Source organism: Azospirillum oryzae, from assembly GCF_900177515.1.
In the GTDB taxonomy this organism is placed as follows: Bacteria; Pseudomonadota; Alphaproteobacteria; order Azospirillales; family Azospirillaceae; genus Azospirillum; species Azospirillum oryzae_A.
In genome coordinates, this window is sequence record NZ_FXAK01000007.1 from 1,631,745 (window position 1) to 1,653,234 (window position 21,490).

At 68.5% G+C, this 21,490-nt stretch carries 16 protein-coding genes and 1 riboswitch; of the genes, 11 read left to right on the forward strand and 5 right to left on the reverse strand.

The genetic code is table 11. From position 1 onward, the window contains the following. Nucleotides 1–21 precede the first annotated feature (21 nt). A riboswitch (SAM riboswitch) is annotated at nucleotides 22–101 on the forward strand. Between the two features lie 80 nt (nucleotides 102–181). Next, complete coding sequence (metZ, locus tag B9N97_RS20205) at nucleotides 182–1,390, forward strand: O-succinylhomoserine sulfhydrylase (RefSeq protein WP_085089541.1); 1,209 nt, start codon at nucleotides 182–184, stop codon at nucleotides 1,388–1,390. Nucleotides 1,391–1,475: 85 nt separating this feature from the next. Next, entirely contained in the window at nucleotides 1,476–1,991 is a 516-nt protein-coding gene (locus tag B9N97_RS20210) for a phasin family protein (RefSeq protein ID WP_085089542.1), read from the forward strand. A 4-nt stretch (nucleotides 1,992–1,995) separates the two neighbouring features. Here the strand turns inward: B9N97_RS20210 and B9N97_RS20215 are convergent, their stop codons facing one another. Continuing rightward, nucleotides 1,996–2,940 carry a cation diffusion facilitator family transporter gene (locus B9N97_RS20215; protein ID WP_085089543.1) on the reverse strand — a complete coding sequence of 315 codons (945 nt, stop codon included), beginning with the start codon at nucleotides 2,938–2,940 and terminating at the stop codon, nucleotides 1,996–1,998. 167 nt (nucleotides 2,941–3,107) lie between these two features. Between B9N97_RS20215 and B9N97_RS20220 the strand changes: the two genes are divergently transcribed. Then, nucleotides 3,108–3,527, forward strand: a complete 420-nt coding sequence (locus tag B9N97_RS20220; RefSeq protein WP_085090675.1) for an OsmC family protein — start codon at nucleotides 3,108–3,110, stop codon at nucleotides 3,525–3,527. Nucleotides 3,528–3,616: 89 nt separating this feature from the next. Then, nucleotides 3,617–5,695 carry a YjbH domain-containing protein gene (locus B9N97_RS20225; protein WP_085089544.1) on the forward strand — a complete coding sequence of 693 codons (2,079 nt, stop codon included), beginning with the start codon at nucleotides 3,617–3,619 and terminating at the stop codon, nucleotides 5,693–5,695. 2 nt (nucleotides 5,696–5,697) lie between these two features. On the opposite strand, the gene B9N97_RS35110 is transcribed toward B9N97_RS20225, so the two are convergent. Next, complete coding sequence (locus B9N97_RS35110) at nucleotides 5,698–6,336, reverse strand: hypothetical protein (RefSeq protein ID WP_143266788.1); 639 nt, start codon at nucleotides 6,334–6,336, stop codon at nucleotides 5,698–5,700. 98 nt (nucleotides 6,337–6,434) lie between these two features. Here B9N97_RS35110 and B9N97_RS20235 point away from each other — a divergent pair, with 98 nt between their 5' ends. Then, nucleotides 6,435–6,599, forward strand: a complete 165-nt coding sequence (locus B9N97_RS20235; RefSeq protein ID WP_085090676.1) for a DUF1328 domain-containing protein — start codon at nucleotides 6,435–6,437, stop codon at nucleotides 6,597–6,599. A 343-nt stretch (nucleotides 6,600–6,942) separates the two neighbouring features. Here B9N97_RS20235 and B9N97_RS36375 read toward each other — a convergent pair whose 3' ends face one another. Further along, nucleotides 6,943–7,746 carry an RNA polymerase sigma factor gene (locus B9N97_RS36375; protein WP_244560805.1) on the reverse strand — a complete coding sequence of 268 codons (804 nt, stop codon included), beginning with the start codon at nucleotides 7,744–7,746 and terminating at the stop codon, nucleotides 6,943–6,945. 704 nt (nucleotides 7,747–8,450) lie between these two features. On the opposite strand from B9N97_RS36375, the gene B9N97_RS20245 reads away from it, so the two are divergent. The 4 genes from B9N97_RS20245 (at nucleotide 8,451) to B9N97_RS20260 (ending at nucleotide 11,183) form a co-directional block, all read left to right on the forward strand. Beyond that, the gene (locus B9N97_RS20245) at nucleotides 8,451–9,356 is read left to right on the forward strand and encodes a lytic transglycosylase domain-containing protein (RefSeq protein ID WP_244560806.1); all 906 of its coding nucleotides are present in this window, start codon (nucleotides 8,451–8,453) and stop codon (nucleotides 9,354–9,356) included. A gap of 201 nt (nucleotides 9,357–9,557) precedes the next feature. Beyond that, nucleotides 9,558–9,893, forward strand: a complete 336-nt coding sequence (locus B9N97_RS20250; RefSeq protein ID WP_085089547.1) for a hypothetical protein — start codon at nucleotides 9,558–9,560, stop codon at nucleotides 9,891–9,893. A 121-nt stretch (nucleotides 9,894–10,014) separates the two neighbouring features. Continuing rightward, nucleotides 10,015–10,326: a hypothetical protein gene (locus tag B9N97_RS20255; RefSeq protein WP_085089548.1), complete on the forward strand. Its 312-nt coding sequence runs from the start codon at nucleotides 10,015–10,017 to the stop codon at nucleotides 10,324–10,326. Beyond that, a complete protein-coding gene (locus B9N97_RS20260; protein WP_244560807.1) occupies nucleotides 10,323–11,183 on the forward strand; it encodes a class I SAM-dependent methyltransferase in 861 nt (286 codons plus the stop codon). The genes B9N97_RS20255 and B9N97_RS20260 overlap by 4 nt, the downstream gene beginning before the upstream one ends. Nucleotides 11,184–11,216: 33 nt before the next feature. Here the strand turns inward: B9N97_RS20260 and B9N97_RS20265 are convergent, their stop codons facing one another. Then, a complete protein-coding gene (locus B9N97_RS20265) occupies nucleotides 11,217–15,560 on the reverse strand; it encodes a translocation/assembly module TamB domain-containing protein (protein WP_244560808.1) in 4,344 nt (1,447 codons plus the stop codon). Nucleotides 15,561–15,647: 87 nt separating this feature from the next. Further along, nucleotides 15,648–17,606: an autotransporter assembly complex protein TamA gene (locus B9N97_RS20270; protein WP_244560809.1), complete on the reverse strand. Its 1,959-nt coding sequence runs from the start codon at nucleotides 17,604–17,606 to the stop codon at nucleotides 15,648–15,650. Nucleotides 17,607–17,876: 270 nt separating this feature from the next. On the opposite strand from B9N97_RS20270, the gene typA reads away from it, so the two are divergent. Together typA and B9N97_RS20280 are read left to right on the forward strand one after the other, a co-directional pair. Continuing rightward, nucleotides 17,877–19,703: a translational GTPase TypA gene (typA, locus tag B9N97_RS20275; RefSeq protein ID WP_085089551.1), complete on the forward strand. Its 1,827-nt coding sequence runs from the start codon at nucleotides 17,877–17,879 to the stop codon at nucleotides 19,701–19,703. Nucleotides 19,704–19,813: 110 nt separating this feature from the next. Continuing rightward, nucleotides 19,814–21,487 carry an ABC transporter permease gene (locus tag B9N97_RS20280; RefSeq protein WP_085089552.1) on the forward strand — a complete coding sequence of 558 codons (1,674 nt, stop codon included), beginning with the start codon at nucleotides 19,814–19,816 and terminating at the stop codon, nucleotides 21,485–21,487. Nucleotides 21,488–21,490: the final 3 nt, after the last annotated feature.

Here is a 21,490-nt window from a genome sequence, read left to right on the forward strand (position 1 = left end):
CGGTCATAGGCAGTCGTACAAGCGCATCCACGTGGTGATTTGGTCGACCGGCTTGCGGGCCACGTAAAACAACCCGCTAAAAAGGTCCGAGCCGCGTCCGCGCCTCGACCCGATCGGTCGGGGCGTTTTTTGTTTGCGGCCGGCCTCGCCCCACCGGCGATCATCAGGGGAGAGTTGCGGAATGTCGCGCACCGATCATCGCAATCCGAACGTCGCAGGGCTGCGCCCGCGGTCCAAGCTGGTCCATGGCGGCATCCGCCGCTCGCAGTTCGACGAGACCTGCGAGGCGCTGTACCAGACCTCCGGCTTCGTCTACGGCTCGGCCGAGGAGGCGGAGAACGCCTTCGCCAACGACGGCTCGCGCCATGTCTATTCGCGATTCCGCAACCCGACCTCGGCGATGTTCGAGGACCGGCTGGCCGAGTATGAGGGCGCCGAATGGGCCTATGCCACCGCCAGCGGCATGGCGGCGGTGCATGGCGCGCTGATGAGCGGCCTGCGCGCCGGCGACCGGGTGGTGGCGCCGCGCGCGCTCTTCATCTCCTGCTACTGGATCCTGAAGGAGCTGTGCGGCCGTTACGGCATCGAGACGGTGTTCGTCGACGGCACCAACCTGACGGAGTGGGAAGAGGCGCTGTCCAAGCCGACAAAGGCGGTCTTCCTGGAAACCCCGTCGAACCCCGGGCTGGAGGTCGTCGATCTCCAGGCGGTCTGCGATCTCGCCCACAAGGCGGGCGCCGTGGTGGTCGCCGACAACGCCTTCGCGACGCCGGTCCTGCAGCGTCCGTTCGACTTCGGCGCCGATGTCGTCATCTATTCCGCGACCAAGCACATCGACGGCCAGGGCCGCTGCCTGGGCGGCGTCATCCTGGCCAAGGACAAGAAGTACGCGTCGGAGGTCATCCATCCCTTCCTGCGCAACACCGGCCCCACCATCTCCCCCTTCAATTCCTGGCTGCTGCTGAAGGGCATGGAGACGCTGGAACTGCGCGTGCAGGCGCAGTCGGCGGCCGGGCTGCAGGTCGCGGAGTTCCTGGAAAGCCATCCGAAGGTCGCCCAGGTGCTGTACCCGCTGCTGCCCAGCCACCCGCAATATGATCTGGTGCGCAAGCAGATGACCGGCGGCGGCAACATGCTGTCGATCTTCCTGAAGGGCGGCAAGACCGAGGCGTTCAACACGCTGAACGGCCTGCGCATGGTGATGATCTCCAACAATCTCGGCGATTCGAAGAGCCTCATCACCCACCCCGCCACCACCACCCACTCCAAGCTGACGGACGAGGAAAAGGTCGCCGCGCGGATCGAACCCGGCCTGCTGCGCCTGTCCGTTGGTCTCGAGGACCCCCAGGACATCATCGAAGATCTCGACCGCGCGCTCGCCGAGGCGTAAAGATCGTCCCGGAACTTATGCTGCAGTGCAGCGTTGAGGCTGCAGCCAAGTTCCGGCAACGATTTTTTTGAGAGGGGCGACGCCCATGGCATCACAGAACGCCGGCAACGGCCATCCCACCGACAGGCTTCTTGCGGTGGCGGGTCAGCTGACCAAGACCGGCCTTCGCAGCAGCGAAATGGGCGTCGCGGCGGCGCAGACCATCGGCTATCGCACGGCGATGATGACGGCGGCACTGGCGAACCCCATCGACTTCGCCAATCCGGAATTCATCCGCATGGGCTCGGAAAAGGTGGAGGCGGCGGTCGAGGCCTTCCATGCTGTCGCCACCGGCATCGGCGAATTCGGGCAGGCCTGGATCACCATGATCACCAAGCAGACCCAGGCGGCGGCGGCCACCATCGGCGGGCTCGCCACCTGCAAGAACCCGGTGGAGATCGTCGACGTCCAGCAGCGCCTGCTCGCCGACGCGGTCGATGCCGGCATCCACGCCAATCTGCGCCTGATCGAGGCGACGGCGGCGCTGGCGGCTGCCAGCATGAACCCCGCCTACCGCAAGGTACGCGCCAACGCCCGCCGCCTCGCCCGCGAGCAGGTCTGAACCATTACACCACCTCCGCGGGGGCAAGGCGGCAGCAGCTGCCGTCCTGCTCCACCTGGATGGTGGCGTGACCGATGCCGAAACGGTCCTTCAGCACCGACGAGATCTCCCGCAGGAGACCATCATCCTGATCTGAGCCGGGACGCACCAGATGGGCGGTCAGCGCGGTTTCCGTCGTGCTGATCGGCCAGATGTGCAGGTCATGCACCTCTTCCACGCCCGACAGCCCGGCCAGATAGCGCTCCACCCCCGCCCGGTCGATGCCGTCGGGCACCGCGTCCATCGCCAGCCGCACCGAATCGCGCAGCAGTCCCCATGTGCCGGCGATGATGACCAGGGCGATGACGATGCTGGTCACCGGGTCCAGCCACAGCCAGCCGGTGAAGCGGATCGCCAGCGCCGCGACGACGACGCCCACCGACACCGCCGTGTCGGCCGCCATGTGCAGATAGGCGCCGCGCAAGTTGATGTCCTGCTTCTGCCCGCCCATGAACAGCCATGCGGTCCAGGCGTTGATGACGATGCCGATCATCGCCACCACCATCACCGTCGTTTCCGCCACCGGCTGCGGGTCGGCAAGACGATTGGCCGCCTCCAGCAGGATGGCGCCGACGGCGATCAGCAGGATCATTGCGTTCAGCAGCGACGCCAGGATCGAAGCGTTGCCATAGCCGTAGGTGTAGCGCCCCTGCGGCATCCGCCGGCTCAGCCACGCCGCACCCCAGGCCAGCAGCAGCCCCATCACGTCGCTGAGATTGTGCCCGGCATCCGCCAGCAGTGCCGTGGAGTTCGCGAGTAGGCCATAGACCGCCTCCACCACCACGAACCCGATGTTCAGAAATGCCCCCAGCGCGAAGGAGCGGTCGTAGCGTGCGGGCCCGTGCTGGTGATGTTCGCCGTGGTTGTGGCCCGCTTCGGAAGAACCGCCATGGGAATGGCCGTGCGGCATGGGTTTAGGCCTCGTCGTCGCAATACACGTCACAGTACCGACTTTGGACGCCGCCGCGCCGCCGGACAAGTCCGGCGACCGGGGCGCTGCATCCCCTTGCGTCGCCCCGCCGCGGCGCCTAGCTTCGCGCGGTCACTCGCGATCAACAGTGAACGAAGGAAATGGTCATGAAGGCGCGCGTCACTTGGGTGGACGGCAAGATGTTCGTCGGCGAATCCGGCAGCGGCCATGCCGTGGTGATGGACGGCGCCCCGGAATCCGGCGGTCGCAATGCCGGCATCCGCCCGATGGAAATGCTGCTGATCGGCATGGGCGGCTGCACCTGCTTCGACGTGGTTATGATCCTGGAAAAGGGCCGCCAGCAGATCACCGACTGCGTCGCCGCCATCGAGGCCGAGCGGGCGGACACCGAACCGAAGGTCTTCACCAAGATCCACGTTCATTTCACCGTGACCGGCCGCAAGCTGGACCCCACCAAGGTGGAACGCGCCATCGCCCTGTCGGCGGAGAAATACTGCTCCGCCTCGATCATGCTGGGTCAGACCGCCACCATCACCCATGACTTCGAGGTGATCGAGGCGCCGTAACGGCGGCCGCGTTCACATCTTTTCAGTTGCATTCATACGCATGACTCGCGAAGGATCGGATTGCATCTCCGACCCTTCGCGATCACCGCGTGCGACCCGCTGCACTTCTCGTTCTTCTTGCTGCATCCCCGGCTCTGGCCCCCGCCCTGGCCGATGAGGCGCGATACAGCCTGTCCGACTGGGGCGGGATCGGGCTGTTGCAGATGCCGAATGCCCGCATGGCGCCAGACGGCTCGATGAGCGGCGGGCTGACCGCGCTCGGCGACCTGCACCGCCACTACACCATATCCGCCCAGCCGCTGCCTTGGCTGGAGGTCACCGCGCGCAACAGCGCCTATCCCGGCTATTACGGCCTCTCGGAGCCCGGCCTCGACCTGAAGCTCCGGTTGCGGCGGGAGGACGAGCGCGGGCCGGCGCTGGTGATCGGCGGGCGCGATGTCACCGGATCGGGATTGGACCTGCCGGGCAAGGGCCGCTTTGCCGGCGAGTACATCGCGCTGTCGCGGCGCTGGTGGGATTTGGACCTGACGCTCGGCATGGGATGGGGCACGCTGGGGGAGGGCGGGCAGTTGCGCAACCCGCTGCGTTTCCTGGGCGGCCGTTTCCGCCGTGATCGCGATCCGTCGGCATGGCCGACCACGCGCGGTCCCAAGGCGTGGTTCACCGGCGAGCGGGTGGCGCTGTTCGGCGGGGTCGAGTGGCACACGCCGGTCGATGGACTGAGCCTGAAGCTGGAATCCTCCGGCGACCGCTTCCGGGCCCAGCGGCAGGACGAACCGGGATTCGATCCCGGCAGCCGCTACAGCCTGGGCTTGTCCTGGCGTCCGGTGTCCTGGGCCGACCTCGGGGTGGCCTACGAGCAGGGCAGACGATTGATGCTGCGGTTGTCGGTGCGCTTCGACCCGGCGGTGGACGCCGACCGCCCCGACCGCCCTCCCCCCGGCGTCGGGCCGCGCCCGTCCGCCGGGTCCACCCTGTCGGCCGACGCCATCGCCCTGGTGGCCCGCAGCCGCGGTTTGCCGGTGCGCGCGGCGCACATCGAGGGAGAGATGGCGACCCTGTGGCTCGATCCGGCCGGGAGCGGACGGATGCCGCTGGCGCGCGAAGTCGGCGACGCCGCCCGCCTGCTGGCCGATCTGGCGCCGCCGCAGGTCGAGCGGTTGCGCGTCGTCACCGGTGCGGGTGGCCTGGATACGGCCTCCGTTACCCTCCTGCGCCGCGACCTGGAACGGGCTGCCAATCACCGCGGCAGCGCCGAGGAGATCTGGCGGACGACGCAATTTGCCGCCACGGCGGAGCCGCCGCCGGACTGGCGTCCGCGGCTGGACCTGTCCACCCGGCTGGTTGCCGGTTTCGATCTGGCGGAGTTGGGGACGGCGCTGGCCCAGCGCACCCACACCGATGTGATGCTACGGACGGAGCCTCTGCGCGGGCTGGTGCTGGGCGGCGGGCTGCGCATCAATGCGCCGGGCGATCTGCAATTGCTGGACACCAACGCCGTGCCGGCGGCGCAGCCGGTGCGCAGCGACCTGCCGCGCTATGCCGACCGTCCGCTCGCGATCGACCATGCCTATGCGGCGTGGCTGACCAAGCCGGCAGACGGGCTGACGACGCGGCTGTCCGCCGGCCATCTGGAGGAGATGTATGCGGGTTTCGGTGCCGAGGCCTTGTTGCAACCATTCACCGCCCGTTGGGCGCTCGGCCTCGACCTCAACCAAGTCTGGAAACGGCGACCGGAAAGCCTGCTGGCCTTCGACCGCGGCGACGCCCGCGGCACCGGGCATCTCAGTCTCTATTGGGAGAGCCCCGGCGCGGACACCACCACCGCGCTGCGGCTCGGCCGTTATCTCGGCGGCGATTGGGGCGGCACGGTGGAGGTGATGCGCCGCTTCGACGGCGGCATCGGCCTGACCGCCCACGCCACCTGGACCGAGGGTCCGGACGGCGCCCAGAGCCGCTTCGGCGGGCGGATGGACTGGGGGCTGGCGCTGGTGGTGCCGATCGCCGCATCGGGATGGCTGCCGGTCGGCGGCACGGTCGAAACGGCGGTCCGCACTCTCGGCCGCGACGCCGGGCAGCGTCTGCAGCAACCACTTCCGCTCTACGATCTCCGCGTGCCGGGAGGCGTCGGCCGCCTCACCGGCACATGGTCGCACCTGCTGGAGTGACGTCAGCGGGCCGGCTTGGTGGCCGGGGTCGGCGCGCGTGTCGTCGAGGAGTTTCGCGGGTCGAGGACCACGGTCGTCCACTCCCCTTGCGGCGTCATGGCATTGGCGACGTAACGGTCACCCTCCTTGCGGAAATCGCGCACCGACACATAACCGGCGGCGCTGAGTTGGTTCAGCAGCGTCGTTTGTTGCAGTTCGATCGGCTTCTGCCCCCGACCGCGGCGTCCGGCGAGATCGGAATTGGATCCGCCGGCGGAGCCCGTCAATCCGGAGACGTCGCCACCGGTGCTCCCCGAATAGGCGCCGGAATAGCTTTGCGAGTAGGTCTGCTGCGCCATCGCCGCCGGAACCACCGCGTATGAAGCGGCCATCGCCGCCAGGATCAATCCGGTCTTCATAGGGTCCTCGCTTGTTGTCGTCCCCTCTGGCCGGCGATTGCCGGGCCTGATGATCCGGAAACGCGCCGGAAGCCCCATTGTTGCATAAATGCCAGTCCGCACCAGCCTTGCGGCGCCCCGATACTTCGGCCGATCAGGAACCGGGAACATCGCGCCGGCGGCAGTGTTCTGGTCTTCGAATGCCGCCGCACCGGCTGTGCTTACCGTCACCTTGGCCCGACTTGCCATCGAGGCAGTGTCCATGTGACGGAGACGACGGGACGGCGGGTGCGGCCACGACTTGTCTCATCTGTGACGCCGGCAGTCCTTGGTGACTATTCGGCCGACCGAGGGAGGGTATGATGCTCTACTGGGCTCTTGTTTTCTTCGTCATCGCGCTGATCGCCGGCGCGCTCGGGTTCGGCGGGATCGCGTCGGCCAGCTCCGGCATCGCGCAGATCCTGTTCTTCCTGTTCCTGATCCTGTTCGCCATCAGCCTGATCATGGGTCTGGTGCGGCGACGGTAGGCAGAAGTCCAACCGGCCGGGCGATCGGCCCATGGGTTTCGCTGCCGGGACCTTTCCCGACGCGAAGGAACCATCGGCGGATCGCCCGGTTGACTACGGTATCTCCTGACGCTGCAACACTCTCTCCTCCAGAGGTGACGTCAGGGCCGGTGAGCCCGGGCGGCGCTTCGATTGTCCCCGCCTCCGGCGGCGTCCCAAGCGGGCGCCGCCGTTCTTTTTCCCGTCATTGCGCCCGTCATGGCGGAAGCCGGAAGGGCGGCACATGAAAACGGGGCACCCGGCGACCGGGCACCCCGCGAATTCCATCATGTCTCCGATGCCGGCCCGCTCAGGCGCCCCGTGATCAGGCGTCCGCGTCTTCCGACGGATCCTGGCCCTCCATCAGCAGCCGCAGGGCGCGGCGACCGCGCGACAGGCGCGACTTCACGGTGCCGATGGAAATGCCGAGGATGTCGGCCGCCTCGTTGTAGGAAATCCCTTCTAGACCGATCAGCAGTACGACCTCGCGCTGTTCGTTGGGGAGCAGGGCCAGCGCCCGGCGCAGGTCGCGCAGTTCCATCCGGACGAACTGCGAGCCCGGTGCGGCCCCGATCGCCGCCTGCGCCTCGGCATCGATGTCGACCACCGGCTGGCGGCGGCGCACGCCGTTGATGTGAAGGTTGCGCAGGATGGTGAACAGCCAGGCGCGGAGGTTGGTGCCGGGCCGCCACAGATGCAGGCGCGACAGCGCCCGTTCGAGGCATTCCTGGACCAGATCGTCGGCCAGCGTCGCATCGCGCACCATGGCGCGGGCAAACCGGCGCAGTCGCGGGATTTCCTCCTCGATCTGGCGGATCACCGCGGGATCGGGCGGAGCGTTGGGATCGGGGCGGAACTCCTCCTCGGCTTCCGCCTGACCGGCCACCACGCCGGCATCGGCGGCGGCCGTATCGGCTTCGTCGGCCTCGGTGCTGGCTTCGGCCCGTTTGGCCTCCGCATGGACAGTCAAATGGGTCTCCATCCCGGCATCGGCGGTGTTCTGGTCTGTGTACGTCGGCAGGCCGTCCGAGCGGGTCCGGCCAACGGCCTCGGCGCCGAACGGCATCGGATCGGCCAACGCCGGGCCGCGCAGTCGGTGGCTCAAGGTTGTCGCGACGTGGTTCGCCATCGGTGAAACGATGCCTCCTTCAATGCCGTTCGCCACGGCGACGCCGACCGCTCTTCAGGGGTGCGGGCGACAATGCCGGGGCCTCCGGCGCGAAGGCCCCGGACGCGGAGATCTTCAAAGGAAAATCTCCATCATCCGTGGCCATCGAATTTGCAGCCGATTATCTGGCCCGATCCGTACGTAATGAGCGCACAAAGGAGCTGCCAGTTGGGAAAAAGGCTAATGGGTCATACAATAGGGACGCCTAACCCCTAGAGTACCCCGTGTATCCCACGGCAATCACCGTTCGGGCGTTGGCGTAACATCTGGTCTTTCGTTATTTCTCCAACTCGATTGGAGGACGCATGACCAACGTGAAAAGAAAAAGACCGACCGACATTCGTCGATCGGCCTATGTATTTTTTATTGGCAGCGCCACATCAAGCACTTACGGCGATGTATTTTCCGGCAGCCGGCCTTCCGTTTCGGCTTATGCCGCCACGCCTGACACCCGGCCAGACGGATACAGCGGCGTCCTCCCTGAGAGTTCTGCTTCCGACCATTCGATGGTCTCCGAAAGCTTGAAGAAAATCATACAGGGGGGTCCTGTGGAAGGCCACACGAACCTTTGCGGTACACCGTCCGCGTCGCGCATTCCCGCAACCTCCCGGCGCGTTGGCAGAGGTGGAACCCGCTCGGCACGGCTGGCCGCACTGTCGGCCGCGGTGCTCCTGCCCGCCCTGCTGGCGGCAGCGCCCGCAAACGCCGGCATCGCCGAGAAGACCGTCGCCGCGCTGGAAGCCCTCGCCAGCAAGGGCAGCGCCCGTGCCCAATATGAACTGGCGCAGCATTACGACCGCGCCGACGGGGTGAAGGCCGATTCCCGGCTCGCATTATCCCTCTATTGCCGCGCCGCCCGCCAGGATTATGCCGACGCGGCGTTGATGGCCGGCCGGATGCACATGGCTGGGGTGGGCGGCGTGTCCAAGGACGCCGAACTCGGCCGTGCCTGGCTGCGCAAGGCGGCAGCTCTCGGCAACGAACAGGCGGAGCGGCTGGTCGGTACCGTCAGCGCCAAGGTGAAGACGCCCGACCGCTGCGAGCCGCCCAACCTGCGCTGGGGCATCATCCGCAAGCCGCCGGCGGAAATCCGCGCCATGGTGCAGAAGATGGCGCCGACCTATGGCCTCGATCCCGATCTGGTGCTGGCGGTCATCGCGGTCGAGTCCGGCTACCGCGTCGACGTCGTGTCGAACAAGAACGCCCAAGGGCTGATGCAGCTGATCCCGGAGACGGCCGAGCGCTTCGGCGTCTCCGATCCCTTCAACGCCGAGCAGAATCTGCGCGGCGGCATGAAGTATCTGCGCTGGCTGCTGGCCTATTTCGACGGCAACGTCGCCTATGCGCTGGCGGGCTACAACGCCGGCGAGGGGGCGGTCCTGCAGTACAAGGGCATCCCGCCCTACCGCGAGACGAAGGATTACGTGACCAAGATCCGGAGCATCTACGCGCAGACCTATCATCCCTTCAACCGGGGCGTCGTGCAGTCGGCCGGTCTCGTCAGCAGCGCGCGAGAGGAAGTCGCCGAGCTGTCGCTTTCGACCAGGACGCGCAGCAGCGGAAAACGCTGAGAACGGGAGATTGCGACTCGGAAAAATGCGACTCGGACGACTCGGGAGGCGTTTGGTTAACACTTTGGTTATAAAGTGACGATTACCCTCGGGGCACGACGGATTTCGCAAGCGCTGGCGCCCATGGGGACGCCATCCCGCGTCACCCGCCAGCGTCTCACCTGCAACGTTTCATCCGAACGTTTCCCGAGGACCTGCCCGATGCCCATGGCCGCCGACGTCGACACCATCGAACGCACCTCCATCGTCGCCTACACGCTGCTGAACGAGCTTCATGAAGTCCTGGCCCTGCCCAAGGCTCCGGACGACGTCACGCTGGGCATCCTGATGGGCATGGCCATGTTCCTCGACGACAAGGTCGGCCCGATGCGCGCCAAGCGCCTGATGAGCGAGGCGCCGACCATCGTGCTGAAGACGGACGCCCACGTCACCACCGACCAGACCCAGCGCATTTTGCCGGTTCTGCGCGCCTTTGGCGATCACCTGAAGGAACTGCGCATGAAGGCGGAGCGTCCGGTCAGCGGCTCCGTCGGCTGACGCCACCCGCCGATTTCCGATTTTTTGCGGACCCGACGCCGACCGCGGCGCCGGGTCCGTTCTGTTGACCGATTGTCAGGCTGCTTGACCGAACGGTAAAATGGGCCGAAGCTTTCCGCCCATGGACTGGTTCACCGGGATCAGCATCGTCGCCATCATGGCCGGCGTGACCGTCAGCACCGTCGTGCTGGTGGCCGTCGGATCGATCCGCCGCAGCCTGAACGAGGCGGCGACGCGCCAGTCCCAGCAAATCCGCAGGCTGACGGAGACGGTGGCGACCCTGTCCCAGCAGCAGCAGGCGGCGCAGACCCGCATCCAGCAACTGACCGACGCCAACCGCAAGCTGTCCGACGAGTTGTCGGCGTTGGGCGAACGGCTGAACGACGCCGACACGGTCCAGCGCGTGGCCGGCACGGCGAGGCTTCTCCATTGACCGCGACCACCCTTCCCGACACTCCCGCTCCCGATAACGCCCATCCCGATGCCGCCAGAGAGCGCGACCGCTGGGCCGCCAGCGCCGACGCCTGGGACCGCTGGGCCGATCCGATGGCCGATCTGGCCGACAAGCTGAACCGCCCGCTTCTCGACGCCGCCGGCCTGACGGAGGGTCATCGGCTGCTCGATCTCGCGTCGGGCGCGGGCGAACCGGCGTTGAGCGCCGCGCGCCGCGCCGGATCGGAGGGGCTGGTGGTGGGCAGCGATCTCGTTCCCGGGATGATGGCCGGCGCCATCCGCCGCGCCCGCGGCGTGGAGGGTCCGGCACCCGCCTTCACCGCCGCCGACATGACCGCCCTGCCCTTCGCCGACGCCGCCTTCGACGGGGTGACCTGCCGCTTCGGCATCATGTTCGTGCCGGACGTGGAGTCCGCTCTGCGCGAGGTGCGGCGCGTTTTGTGCCCCGGCGGCAAGGCGGCCTTCATGGTGTGGGGACCGCGCGTCGGCAATGGGCTGTTCGCGGAGATCGGCGATGCTGTCGCCGACCATCTCGGCGAGGACGGCAGCCTCGACCCGCTGTTCCGCTTCGCCGAGCCGGGATTGCTGTCCGGCGTGATGCGGGCCGCGGGATTTGCGGAGACCTCGGAGGTCGAGCTGACTCCGGTGCGCAAGGCCCCGGCGGGCCAACCCTTCTGGCGCGCCGCGCTGGACATGAGCTTCGGCCACCGGCTGGGTGGATTGAGCGCGGAACGGCGCAAGGCGCTGGAGGAGGACATCGCCCGGCGGTTCGATGCCCAGGCGGTGGACGGCATCGTGCCGGTGCCGTCGCACGCGCGGATCGTGGTGGGGTGGTAGGGGCCGGCCGACCGGCCCCCTGAGCCTCCCCCGTCAATAATCCTTCTCGTAGATCACCCCGAATTCCGTCTCCGAGTTGGCGCCGACCGAAGCGGTGCCCTTCAGGTTCTTGGTGATGTCGATCTCGACCTTGGCCCGGCTCTGGTTGGCGCCGATGCCCTGCTCGACGCCGACATAGACACGGTCGCTGACATAGCGGCCGGCCTGCACGGCGCCGCCCTTGCCGTTCTCGCCCTGGGTGAAGTCCAGCCGGTCGACACCCAGGCCGCGGCGCACCTTGTCCAGGATGCCGCCGCCACCACCGCCGATTCCCGCGAGCGATGCCGCCGACTGGGCAAGCTGGACCGCCTCCGCGGCGCTCAGATCGCCGACCGACTTGCCGAACAGCACGCCGGCCAGCACCTCGTCCTGCGGAAGCCCCTGCGGCGAGGTCAGCTCGATCTTCGGCTGACGGGCGGTGCCGGTGACCACGACGTCGGCGGTAATGCCGTTGGCCGTCGCTTCGGCCAGCAGGTCGAGCCGGGGGTCGATGGGTTGCGTGCCGTCGAAATCGAAGATGCCGCGCTTGAACTCGAAATTCTTGGCCAGCAGGTCCAGGCTGCCTTTCAGGATGGTGAAGCGGCCGGTCACCTCCGGCGCGGCGGCGGTGCCGCCGACACGCAGGTTGCCGCCCAACTCCGCATTCAGCCCGCGGCCGCGCACGAATATCTGATTCGGCGCATTGACCGTCATGTCCAGCGCCAGCACGAAGGGCGAGGCGGCCGGAGGCGCCTCCTCCGGTACCGGCACCCGGCGCGTGGCGCCGGCGGTGGACACCTGGGTTGTCCCGCGGGCGCGGCGGCCCTTGCCGACCTCCGTCACCTTCAGATCGACGACATTGGCGGGCATACGGTCGGGGACCTGGATCTCGGCACGGCGGATGTCGACCGGCCCGGCCAGCCGGGCGTTGGTGAAGCCGCCGGTCAGGGTCAGGTTCGCCCCGATCTCCGCAGTCACCAGATCGATCTCCAGCAGCCGGGCATTGTCGGCCTGCAGCCTGATGTCCAACTGCCGGTCGGCCTCCGCGCCCGGGCGGATGACGCCATTGGCGGTGATAACGCCGCCGTTGCGGGTCCGGCCGCGGAAGCTCTGGATGGTGAAGACGTCGCCGTCGCCGACCAGCCGCGCCTCGATGTTGGTGATGACGGCGCCGGAGGCACGGTTCTCGTAACGCCCGTTCGCCAGCACCACCGATCCGCCGAGCGACGGCTTGTCCACCGTCCCGCCGGCGCGCACGTCCAGCCGCAACAGGCCGCGTGCCCGGTCGCCCGACGCGGCGAGCAGGTCGTTTGCCAGCGACATATCCACAGTACCGTTGACCGCCGCCTCCAGCGCGCCATTCGGCGGCACGCTGACGGCGTAGCTGTCCGGATCCATCACCAGCGGCAGGGCGGCGTTGGCGGTCAGCGTGCCGGCATTCTTCGGCATGGCGACCCGGCTGGCCAGAGTCAGCCGGCGGTCGCGCCACTGGATGTCCGCCGTCGCGTCGATGCCCGGCAGCCCGGCCTGGGTGGTCTGCTGCGCCTTCAGCCCGTTGATCCGAATGGTGGCGTCGGCGCGCGGGCTGCGCAGCGTGCCGCCCAGCGACGCCCGCGCGTTGGCGACGCCGTCCAGCGCAAGCGTCGGGCTGGCCAGCTTCGCCAGCGCCAGCGGCAGGCGGTCGATGGTCAGCTCGCCGCTTAGCCGCTCGCCGTTCAGGCCGAGGTCGGCGGCCAGCCGGGCGCTGCCCGATGACAGCCGCAGATCCTTCACCTCATAGCGGCGGTCGGCCAGCAGGATGGTGGCGGGAGCGGTCATCCGCAGGTCTTCGCCGGCATAGCGCGCCTGCAGGCGGTCGAGCCGGATGCGGGTCACGCCGCCGTCCATCGCCAGCCCGCCGGCAAGGTCGAGCGCGACCGGCTGCGCGCCGGCGCCATTGGCATTGGCCTGGAAGTTGGCCTTCGCCAGCGAGCCGTCGACGGAGGCGGTGACGCTGCGCAGGTCGTTGCCGGCGGCGTTGCCGTCGGTCATCTCCACCCGCGCCTTGCCGCTGGGGGTGCCCAGCGCGTCGGCGACATCGGCTTTCGCGGTCAGCTTCCGCGCGGTCAGCAGCGGTCCGCCTTCGCCGTCCACCCGAAGATCGCTGGCGTCGGCGGTCAGGCTGGCCGCCTGCTTGCCGCCCTTGCCGTCCAGCGCCAGCGTGAATGTCGCCCCACCGCCGAGCGGCATTCCCGCCAGTTCCGACAGGCCATTCAGGTTGGGCAGCTTGCCGTCCAGCCGGCCGGTGGCGAGCAGCGTGTCGAGCGCCACCTGCGCCTCGCCGGTGATGCGGTTGCTGCCGTTGGCGATGGTCAGACCGTCCAGCCGCAGCGTCTGTTCGCGCAGCGCATAGCGCCCGTCGAGCGACAGCGGCGTCTTGTCCAGGTTGGTGCGGGCCGACACCGTGCCGTTCGGCGTGGCCGGCAGGCCGGCGGCGGTCGCCTTCACCTCCGTGGCGCCCAGCCGACGGCCCTGCACCACGAGGTCGCGGGCGTTCAGCGTCGCCTGCGCCTCGATGGCGTCGAGCGGGCCGCGGGCGGTCGCCTCCAGCGTCGCCGCCCCTTCCATCGGCGTGCCGAGCGCGGTGCCCAGCGGTTCCAGCTTCGCCACCGTCAGGGTGGTTCGCGCATCGACCTTGTTGTCCGCCAGCGCCGCATTGCCGGTCAGCTTGCCGTTGCGCCCGTCGACCGTCAGGTAGGTCAGGCGCATGGCGCCGTCCGGCTCCATCCGCGCCGCCAGCGCCAGCGTCGCCTTGTCGCCCAGCACGGCGTCGGCCGGGGTGCCGGTGGACAGCCGGTCGACGGTGCCGGTCAGATCGGCGGTCAGCGTGCCGTCGGCGACGCGCTTGACCGGCCCCGACAGCGCCACCGCGCCTGCCAGCGGCCGGCCGGCGAGGCCGGACAGCGGGGCGAGGTCGTCGGCGCTCGCGCTCAGGGTCAGGTCGGCCGTCTGGCCCCAGCCCCCGATGGTACCCTTTGCCTCGGCCCGTGCGGCGGCGGCGTTCAGCGTCAGCGTCTCCAGCCCGATCCCGCCGCTGCCGGTGTCGATCTTCGCGCGGGCGGCCAGGGTTGTCTCCGGCCCGGTCAGTTGGGACAGCGCCGGATCATCCCCGGCGAGGTCGCGCAGGGTGGCGTTCACCGCGACGTTCAGCGCACTCAGCGCGCCTTCGGCGGAGCCCTCCACAACGCCCTCGCGCCAGGACAGCGGCACCAGCGGATGCAGGGTGGAATCCGGCCCGGCCTGGACGGTCCAGCGCAGGTTGAGGCTGTTGTAGTCGGCGCCGATGTCGCCGTTCACCGTTGCGTTCGCGGCGGCGACGGTCAGCGCAAGCGGCCGCAGGGTGATGGCGCCGGACGGAGCCCGCACAATGGTCGCGTTCAGCGTCGGGCCGGGACCGATCAGCGGCGTCACCGTGTCGCCCGCCAACCCGGCAATCAGCGGCGCGACGTTGCCGCCGGCCGCGAGCGTCAGGACATGCCCCTCCGGCGCCTTCTTGATGGTGGCATCGGCGTTGAGCGTGCCGGTGAGGGCCGCGGCCTCGCCGGCGGTGGCGGTCAGCTTGCCGGTCCAGTCGTCCAGCGTGCCATCGCCCTTCAGCGCCAGCTCGACCGGGGGCAGGCCCGGCATCGACAGCGCGCGGGCCATGACGCCGCCCGCCGGTTCCGACGCATTGACCGACAGGTTGAGCGTGTTCTTGCCGGGATCGAAGGCGGCGACCAGATCGGCTTGTCCGGGCTTGTCGTCGATGCGCGCCACCGACAGGTTCGCGTTCAGCGCCCCGCCGCCATGCTCCAGCAGCACTGAGCCGGCAATGCGCAGCACGGCCTGTTCGCCAAGCAGCGCCGGCGCCAGGTCCAGCCGCTCCACCACCAGCTTCTTCAGGTCGATGTCCACCGGCAGGCTGGGCAGCAGCGAGGCGTTGGGATCGGACGGCGCGGCAGGTTGGGTACTGACCGGTGCGCGGGTCACCGTCACCGACGCCGCTTCCAGCGCGTCGATCTTGGCGCTGCGCAGGAACAGCGCCGAGGGCGACATAACCACATGCAGCCGGTCGATGGTCAGCCAGACGCCCTGGCTGTCGGCCAGCGTGACGGTGGCGATGGTGAAGTCGGTCGGGATGCTGCCTTCGATGGCGCCGAGCTTCAGGTGCATGTCCGGCGATTCGACCGCCCCTTCGATCTTCTCCGTCAGCCACGCGCGGGCGGAGTCGCCGGAGAACAGCGAAAAGGCCCGGACGGGCTGCGGACCGGCCAACAGGCCGGTGAGGATCGTCAGACCGACCAGAAGAAAGCGAACCGCCGTCACACCATGCCCTTTCACCAGCCACCTGTGTCCTAACCGCAATAAACGGTCATCGTCCCGGAGGATTGGGACGAAAATGTGCCCTTCCGTATAAACCTGCGGGAGTTAGAACGCCTGCCCCAGGCTGAGATACAACTGCCAGCGCGCGTCGCCGCTGGCGGGATTGAGGGGAATGCCGACATCGACGCGCAGCGGGCCGAAGTCGGTGTAGTAGCGCAGGCCCAGTCCGGCGCCGACGCGCAGAGGCTCGCTGAAGTCGGGATAGGCCGAATCATAGACCGTGCCGGCATCGACGAAGGGCACGAGGCCGATGCTCTCCGTCACCTTGATGCGCAGTTCCGCGCCGATCTCGAACAGCGACCGGCCACCGACCGGATCGTCGTAGCGGTCGCGCGGCCCCGCCTTCTGGAAGCCGTAGCCGCGGACCGACCCGCCGCCGCCGGCATAGAAGCGGTGGTCGGGCGGGATGTCCGACAGCGAGGTGCCGAGGATGCTGCCCAGCCCGATCCGCGCCGCGGCGACATAGCGCCCATCGTTGCCGAGATCGTAATAGGTGGAGCCGTTGAACAGCACGGAGGTGAAGGGCGACTCGGTATCCCCGCCCACCGGGAACCAGGGAGTCACCTGCAGCGAAGCCCGCTGACCGGAGGTGGGGTTCAGCAGATTGTCGGTGCCGTTCCAGGCCGCCCCCAGCGGCACGCCGATGAAGGAGGTCTGATAGGTCATGTCCTCCGTCCGCACCCGGCCGCGCTCCCCGGTCAGGCCATAGCTGACGGTCAACTGGTCGGTCAGCGGCCGTTCCAGCTTGACCGTCAGTTCCGACGCGACGCGGCTGTAGGCCGGCGGCTGGTCGTTCACCACGGCGAAATTGACCACCAGCGACTGTTTCACCGCCAGGAAGTCGGGTTTGCGGAAATTGACGCTGAAACGCAGGTCCGGCAGGTCGTTGCCCTTGCTCGACGTGCCGCCGGACGATCCGGCGACACGCCCGACATCGACGCCGACGCGCAGTTGCTCCGCCCCGCCGAACAGATTGCGGTGCCCCCAATAGGCGTTGGCACCCAACCCGTCCTGCGTCGAAAAGGTGACGCCGCCGCCGATGAAGCGGCGCTTGCGCTCGCTGACCGTGACGATCACCGGGGTCACGCCGTCCGGCCCCGGCTCGTCCGCCATCCGCACGCGGACGGTGTCGAAGACCTGAAGCGCGGCGATGTCCTGCCGCGCCCGGTCGGTGGCGGCGGGATCGAAAACCTGCCACTCCTTCCAGGCGAGGCGCCCGCGCACCAGATCCTCGTCGACCTTCTCCAACCCTTCGATTCGGGTGGCGCCATAGCGGGTCAGCGGGCCGGGATCGACGGTGTAGGCGACATCCATCGTGCGGTCGGAATGGTCGACCACCACCTCGCGGTCCGACGCCTTGGCGAAGGCATAGCCGCGCTTGGTCAGCCGGCCGACCAGCTCCGATTCGGCGTCCAGCACCTTCTGCGCCACGGCCGGAGCACCGGCGGCGAGGCCGAGGTCGTCGGTCGCGACCTCCTTCGGCAGGGTCGAACCGTTGGCGCCGCGCACCGTCACCGTCTTGATGTGGTAGAGCGGCCCCGGCGTCACCGCGACGGTCACCTTGACCGGCGGCGCCTCTCCCCCGGCGGGCAGGGTGCCGGACGCGGCCGGGTCCTCGATGCGGATGTCCAGCTTCGCGTCGTAATAGCCGGCGGAGCGCAGCGCCGTCTGCAGACGGTCGCGGTCGCTGTCGGCCCGCCGTTCCAGCCCGATCAGCGAGGGCGGATGATCGTCCTTCAACTCCACCAGGGTGGAGGCGTCGCGCAACGTGCCGCGCAGCCCGTCATCCTCGACGCCGGTGATGTCCACCTCATAGGTGATGCCGGCCGGCCGCACCTCCTCATCCGGCGACGCGCTCTCCGGCGGCGCACCCTGCGGCGGCACCGCAGGCACGGCGCCGGGGATGCTGTCGGGAGGCGAATCCTGGGCATGCCCGGCACTTGCCGGCCCCAGCATCAGCAGGGCGGCGACCAGCGGAGCGGCGATGGGGGCCTTGAGCGGCACGGCTGCAATCCTCGTTGCGGCGGCCGCGCGGCGGCGGGAAGCGGAAGCGAAGCGGATCATCGTCCCCAATGTAAGGTCCAATGATGCATGGCTCCATCCCGGAAATTCGCGTTAGGCCAAACGGCACGGCGCTTGCGTTTTTGCTGAATATCCATATATTGCGCCGCAACAGTTTCCCCGACAGCGCCCACCGATCTTCTTCGGCGGGCCTTTTTGTTGTTTGTGGCAAGGTGCTGCGTGTCGGGGGTGCCATTGCGAGACCAAGGCTCCATGAATCTCCGTAACGTCGCCATCATCGCCCACGTCGACCACGGCAAGACCACGCTGGTCGATCAACTCCTCAAGCAGGCCGGCTCGTTCCGCGAGAACCAGCAGGTGGCTGAGCGCGCCATGGACTCCAACGATCTGGAGCGCGAGCGCGGCATCACCATTCTGGCCAAGTGCACGTCCGTTCTGTGGAACGACCTGCGCATCAACATCGTCGACACCCCCGGCCACGCCGATTTCGGCGGCGAGGTGGAGCGCATCCTCTCCATGGTCGACGGCGTCGTCCTGCTCTGCGACGCGGCCGAAGGCCCGCTGCCGCAGACCAAGTTCGTGCTGGGCAAGGCCCTGAAGCTCGGCCTGCGTCCGATCGTCGTCATCAACAAGGTGGACCGCCCCGACGGCCGTCCGCACGAGGTGCATGACGAGGTGTTCGACCTGTTCGCCTCGCTCGACGCCTCGAACGAGCAGCTGGACTTCCCGACCCTGTTCGCCTCGGGCCGCAACGGCTGGGCGACCACGGACCTGGAGAACGGCGCCCGCGAGACGCTGACCCCGCTGTTCGAGCTGATCCGCGACCACGTCCCGGCCCCGAAGGTCGAGGAGAACCTGCCCTTCAGCATGCTGGCGACCACGCTGGAAGCGAACCCGTATCTGGGCCGCATCCTGACCGGCCGCATCCTGACCGGTTCGGTCAAGGTCAACATGGCCGTCAAGTCGATGAGCCGCGACGGCAAGCTGGTCGAGAACGCCCGCATCAGCAAGGTGCTGGCCTTCCGCGGCCTGGAGCGCGTTCCGGTGGACGAGGCGCATGCCGGCGACATCGTCGCGCTGGCCGGCCTGACCAACACCACCGTGGCCGACACCATTTGCGCCCCGGAAGTCGCCGAGCCGCTGGCCGCCCAGCCGATCGACCCGCCGACCCTGGCGATGACCTTCTCGGTCAACGACAGCCCGCTGGCCGGCCGTGAAGGCGACAAGGTCACCAGCCGCATGATCCGCGACCGCCTGATGCGCGAAGCCGAGGGCAACGTGGCGCTCCGCGTCACTGACACCGAGGGCGGCGACGCCTTCGAGGTGGCCGGCCGCGGCGAACTGCAGCTGGGCATCCTGATCGAAACCATGCGCCGCGAGGGCTACGAGCTGGCGATCAGCCGTCCGCGCGTGCTGTTCAAGACCGATCCGCTGAACGGCCAGCGCCTGGAGCCGATCGAGGAAGTCGTCGTCGACGTCGACGAGGAATTCTCCGGCACGGTCGTCCAGAAGATGTCGGAGCGCAAGGCCGACCTGATCGAGATGCGTCCCAGCGGCGGCGACAAGACCCGCATCGTCTTCCACGCCCCGTCGCGTGGCCTGATCGGTTACCAGAGCGAGTTCCTGACGGACACCCGCGGCACCGGCATCATGAACCGCCTGTTCCACGGCTACGCCCCGTTCAAGGGCGCCATCGCGGCCCGCCGCACCGGCGTCCTGATCTCCAACAGCGACGGCACCTCGGTCGCCTACGCGCTGTGGAACCTGGAGGATCGCGGCCCGATGCTGATCGATCCGGGCGTTCCGGTGTACCAGGGCATGATCATCGGCGAGCACACCCGCGGCAACGACCTTGAGGTCAATGTCATCAAGGGCAAGCAGCTGACGAACATCCGCACCACCAGCAAGGACGAGGCGGTTCGCCTGACTCCGCCGATCCAGATGACCCTGGAAAAGGCGCTGTCCTACATCTCCGACGACGAGTTGGTGGAAGTGACGCCGAAGTCGATCCGCCTGCGCAAGCGCTACCTCGACCCGAACGAGCGCAAGCGTCACCAGCGCGCCGCCGAAGCGAGCTGATAACGGTTCGCATATAGTGTAGAGTACCGGCGGCGCTTGCCCCCTCCAGGGAGCAGGCGCCGCCTTCTTTTTGTCCCCCTTCTTATGAACCGTTGCGAGGATGTTTCCGCATGGCGATGGCGACCGACGCGAAGTCACCCGGCTCCCCGTCCTTCTCCCCCGGTCGCCTGTGGTCACGCATCGGCCCGACCGGCCTGTTCGCCCTGATCCTCGCGCTGCTGATCGCCCTGCCGATCCTCGCGGTCTTCGTCCAGTCGGCCGGCGTCTCCACCGACCTGTGGGGGCACATGGCGCGGACGGTGCTTCCGGGCTATATTCTCAACACGCTGATCCTGCTGGGCATCGTCGGCGTCGTCACGCTGGTGACCGGCGTCGCCTGCGCCTGGACCGTCACCATGCACGACTTCCGCGGGCGCGGAGTCCTGCAATGGCTGCTGCTGCTGCCGTTGGCCATGCCGGCCTATGTGCTGGCCTACACCTACACCGACTTCCTGCAATATGCCGGACCGCTGCAGTCCTTCCTGCGCGCCAGCTTCGGCTGGCGGCGCGGCGACTACTGGTTTCCGGAGATCCACACCGCCTGGGGCGCCGGGTTGGTGCTGTCGTCGGTGCTGTATCCTTACGTCTATGTGCTGACCCGCGCCGCCTTCCTTGAACAGTCGGTCTGCGTGCTGGAGGCCAGCCGGACGCTGGGCTGCACCGCCTTCGGCGCCTTCCGCCGCGTGGCGCTGCCGCTGGCCCGCCCGGCACTGGTGGCCGGCGTCGGCTATGCCCTGATGGAGACGCTGGCCGACTTCGGCGCGGTCCGCTATTTCGGCATCGATACCTTCACCGTCGGCATCTACCGCACGTGGTTCGCACTGGGCGACCCGGCCGCAGCGGCACAACTGGCCGCCGTCCTGCTGCTGGTGGTGCTGGCGCTGGTGGGTCTGGAGCGGCTGTCACGCGGCAAGATGCGCTTCCACCAGACCACCGGCCGCTACCGCGCCCTGCCCGCCCCGCGCCTGTCGTCCCGCGGCACGGTGCTGGCCTGGATCGTCTGCCTGACGCCGGTGCTGTTCGGCTTCCTGCTGCCGGGGGCGGTGCTGATCCGCATGATCCTGCGCGGCGGCACCGAACTGACCCTCGCCCGCTTCACCGACCTGACGGTGAACACCTTCATCCTCGGCGGCAGCGGCGCGCTGCTGGTGGTCACGGTGGCGCTGATGGTGATCCATGGCGTGCGCCATGACCGCAGCGGTCTCGCCACCAGCGCCGCGCGCCTCGCCTCGCTCGGCTACGCCACGCCGGGCACGGTGATCGCCGTCGGCATCCTCATCACCGTCGGGCTGACGCGCGACTGGACCGGCTGGCCGATGGGCGCCATCCTCGGCACCACCATCGCCGGCATCCTCTATGGCTACCTGATCCGCTTCTTCGTCGTCGCCTATGGGCCGCTGGAGTCCGGATTCGCCAAGATCGGCCCGAATCTGGAGGGCGCCGCCCGCTCGCTCGGCCACACGCCGCTGCAGGTGCTGCGCCGGGTCCATCTGCCGCTGCTGCGCCCCAGCCTGCTCAGCGCCGCCATGCTGGTGTTCGTCGACATCACCAAGGAGCTGCCGGCGACGATGATCCTGCGGCCCTTCAACTTCGACACGCTGGCGATCGAAGCCTTCCGCATGGCCTCCACCGAGCGGTTGGACGACGCCGCCCTGCCCGCGCTGGTGATCGTGCTGGTCGGGCTGGCGCCGGTCATCTATCTGAGCCGCACCATCGCCGCGTCGCGGCCGGGACACCAGGGTTAAGCT

What these genes read in the sequence shown, in the direction of transcription:
- B9N97_RS35110 (WP_143266788.1), bottom strand. Translation starts at nt 6,336, where the DNA reads ATGGACACTGCCTCGATGGCAAGTCGGGCCAAGGTGACGGTAAGCACA.
- metZ (WP_085089541.1), top strand. Translation starts at nt 182, where the DNA reads ATGTCGCGCACCGATCATCGCAATCCGAACGTCGCAGGGCTGCGCCCG.
- B9N97_RS36375 (WP_244560805.1), bottom strand. Translation starts at nt 7,746, where the DNA reads ATGGCGAACCACGTCGCGACAACCTTGAGCCACCGACTGCGCGGCCCG.
- typA (WP_085089551.1), top strand. Translation starts at nt 17,877, where the DNA reads ATGAATCTCCGTAACGTCGCCATCATCGCCCACGTCGACCACGGCAAG.
- B9N97_RS20250 (WP_085089547.1), top strand. Translation starts at nt 9,558, where the DNA reads ATGCCCATGGCCGCCGACGTCGACACCATCGAACGCACCTCCATCGTC.
- B9N97_RS20210 (WP_085089542.1), top strand. Translation starts at nt 1,476, where the DNA reads ATGGCATCACAGAACGCCGGCAACGGCCATCCCACCGACAGGCTTCTT.
- B9N97_RS20280 (WP_085089552.1), top strand. Translation starts at nt 19,814, where the DNA reads ATGGCGATGGCGACCGACGCGAAGTCACCCGGCTCCCCGTCCTTCTCC.
- B9N97_RS20220 (WP_085090675.1), top strand. Translation starts at nt 3,108, where the DNA reads ATGAAGGCGCGCGTCACTTGGGTGGACGGCAAGATGTTCGTCGGCGAA.
- B9N97_RS20255 (WP_085089548.1), top strand. Translation starts at nt 10,015, where the DNA reads ATGGACTGGTTCACCGGGATCAGCATCGTCGCCATCATGGCCGGCGTG.
- B9N97_RS20235 (WP_085090676.1), top strand. Translation starts at nt 6,435, where the DNA reads ATGCTCTACTGGGCTCTTGTTTTCTTCGTCATCGCGCTGATCGCCGGC.
- B9N97_RS20215 (WP_085089543.1), bottom strand. Translation starts at nt 2,940, where the DNA reads ATGCCGCACGGCCATTCCCATGGCGGTTCTTCCGAAGCGGGCCACAAC.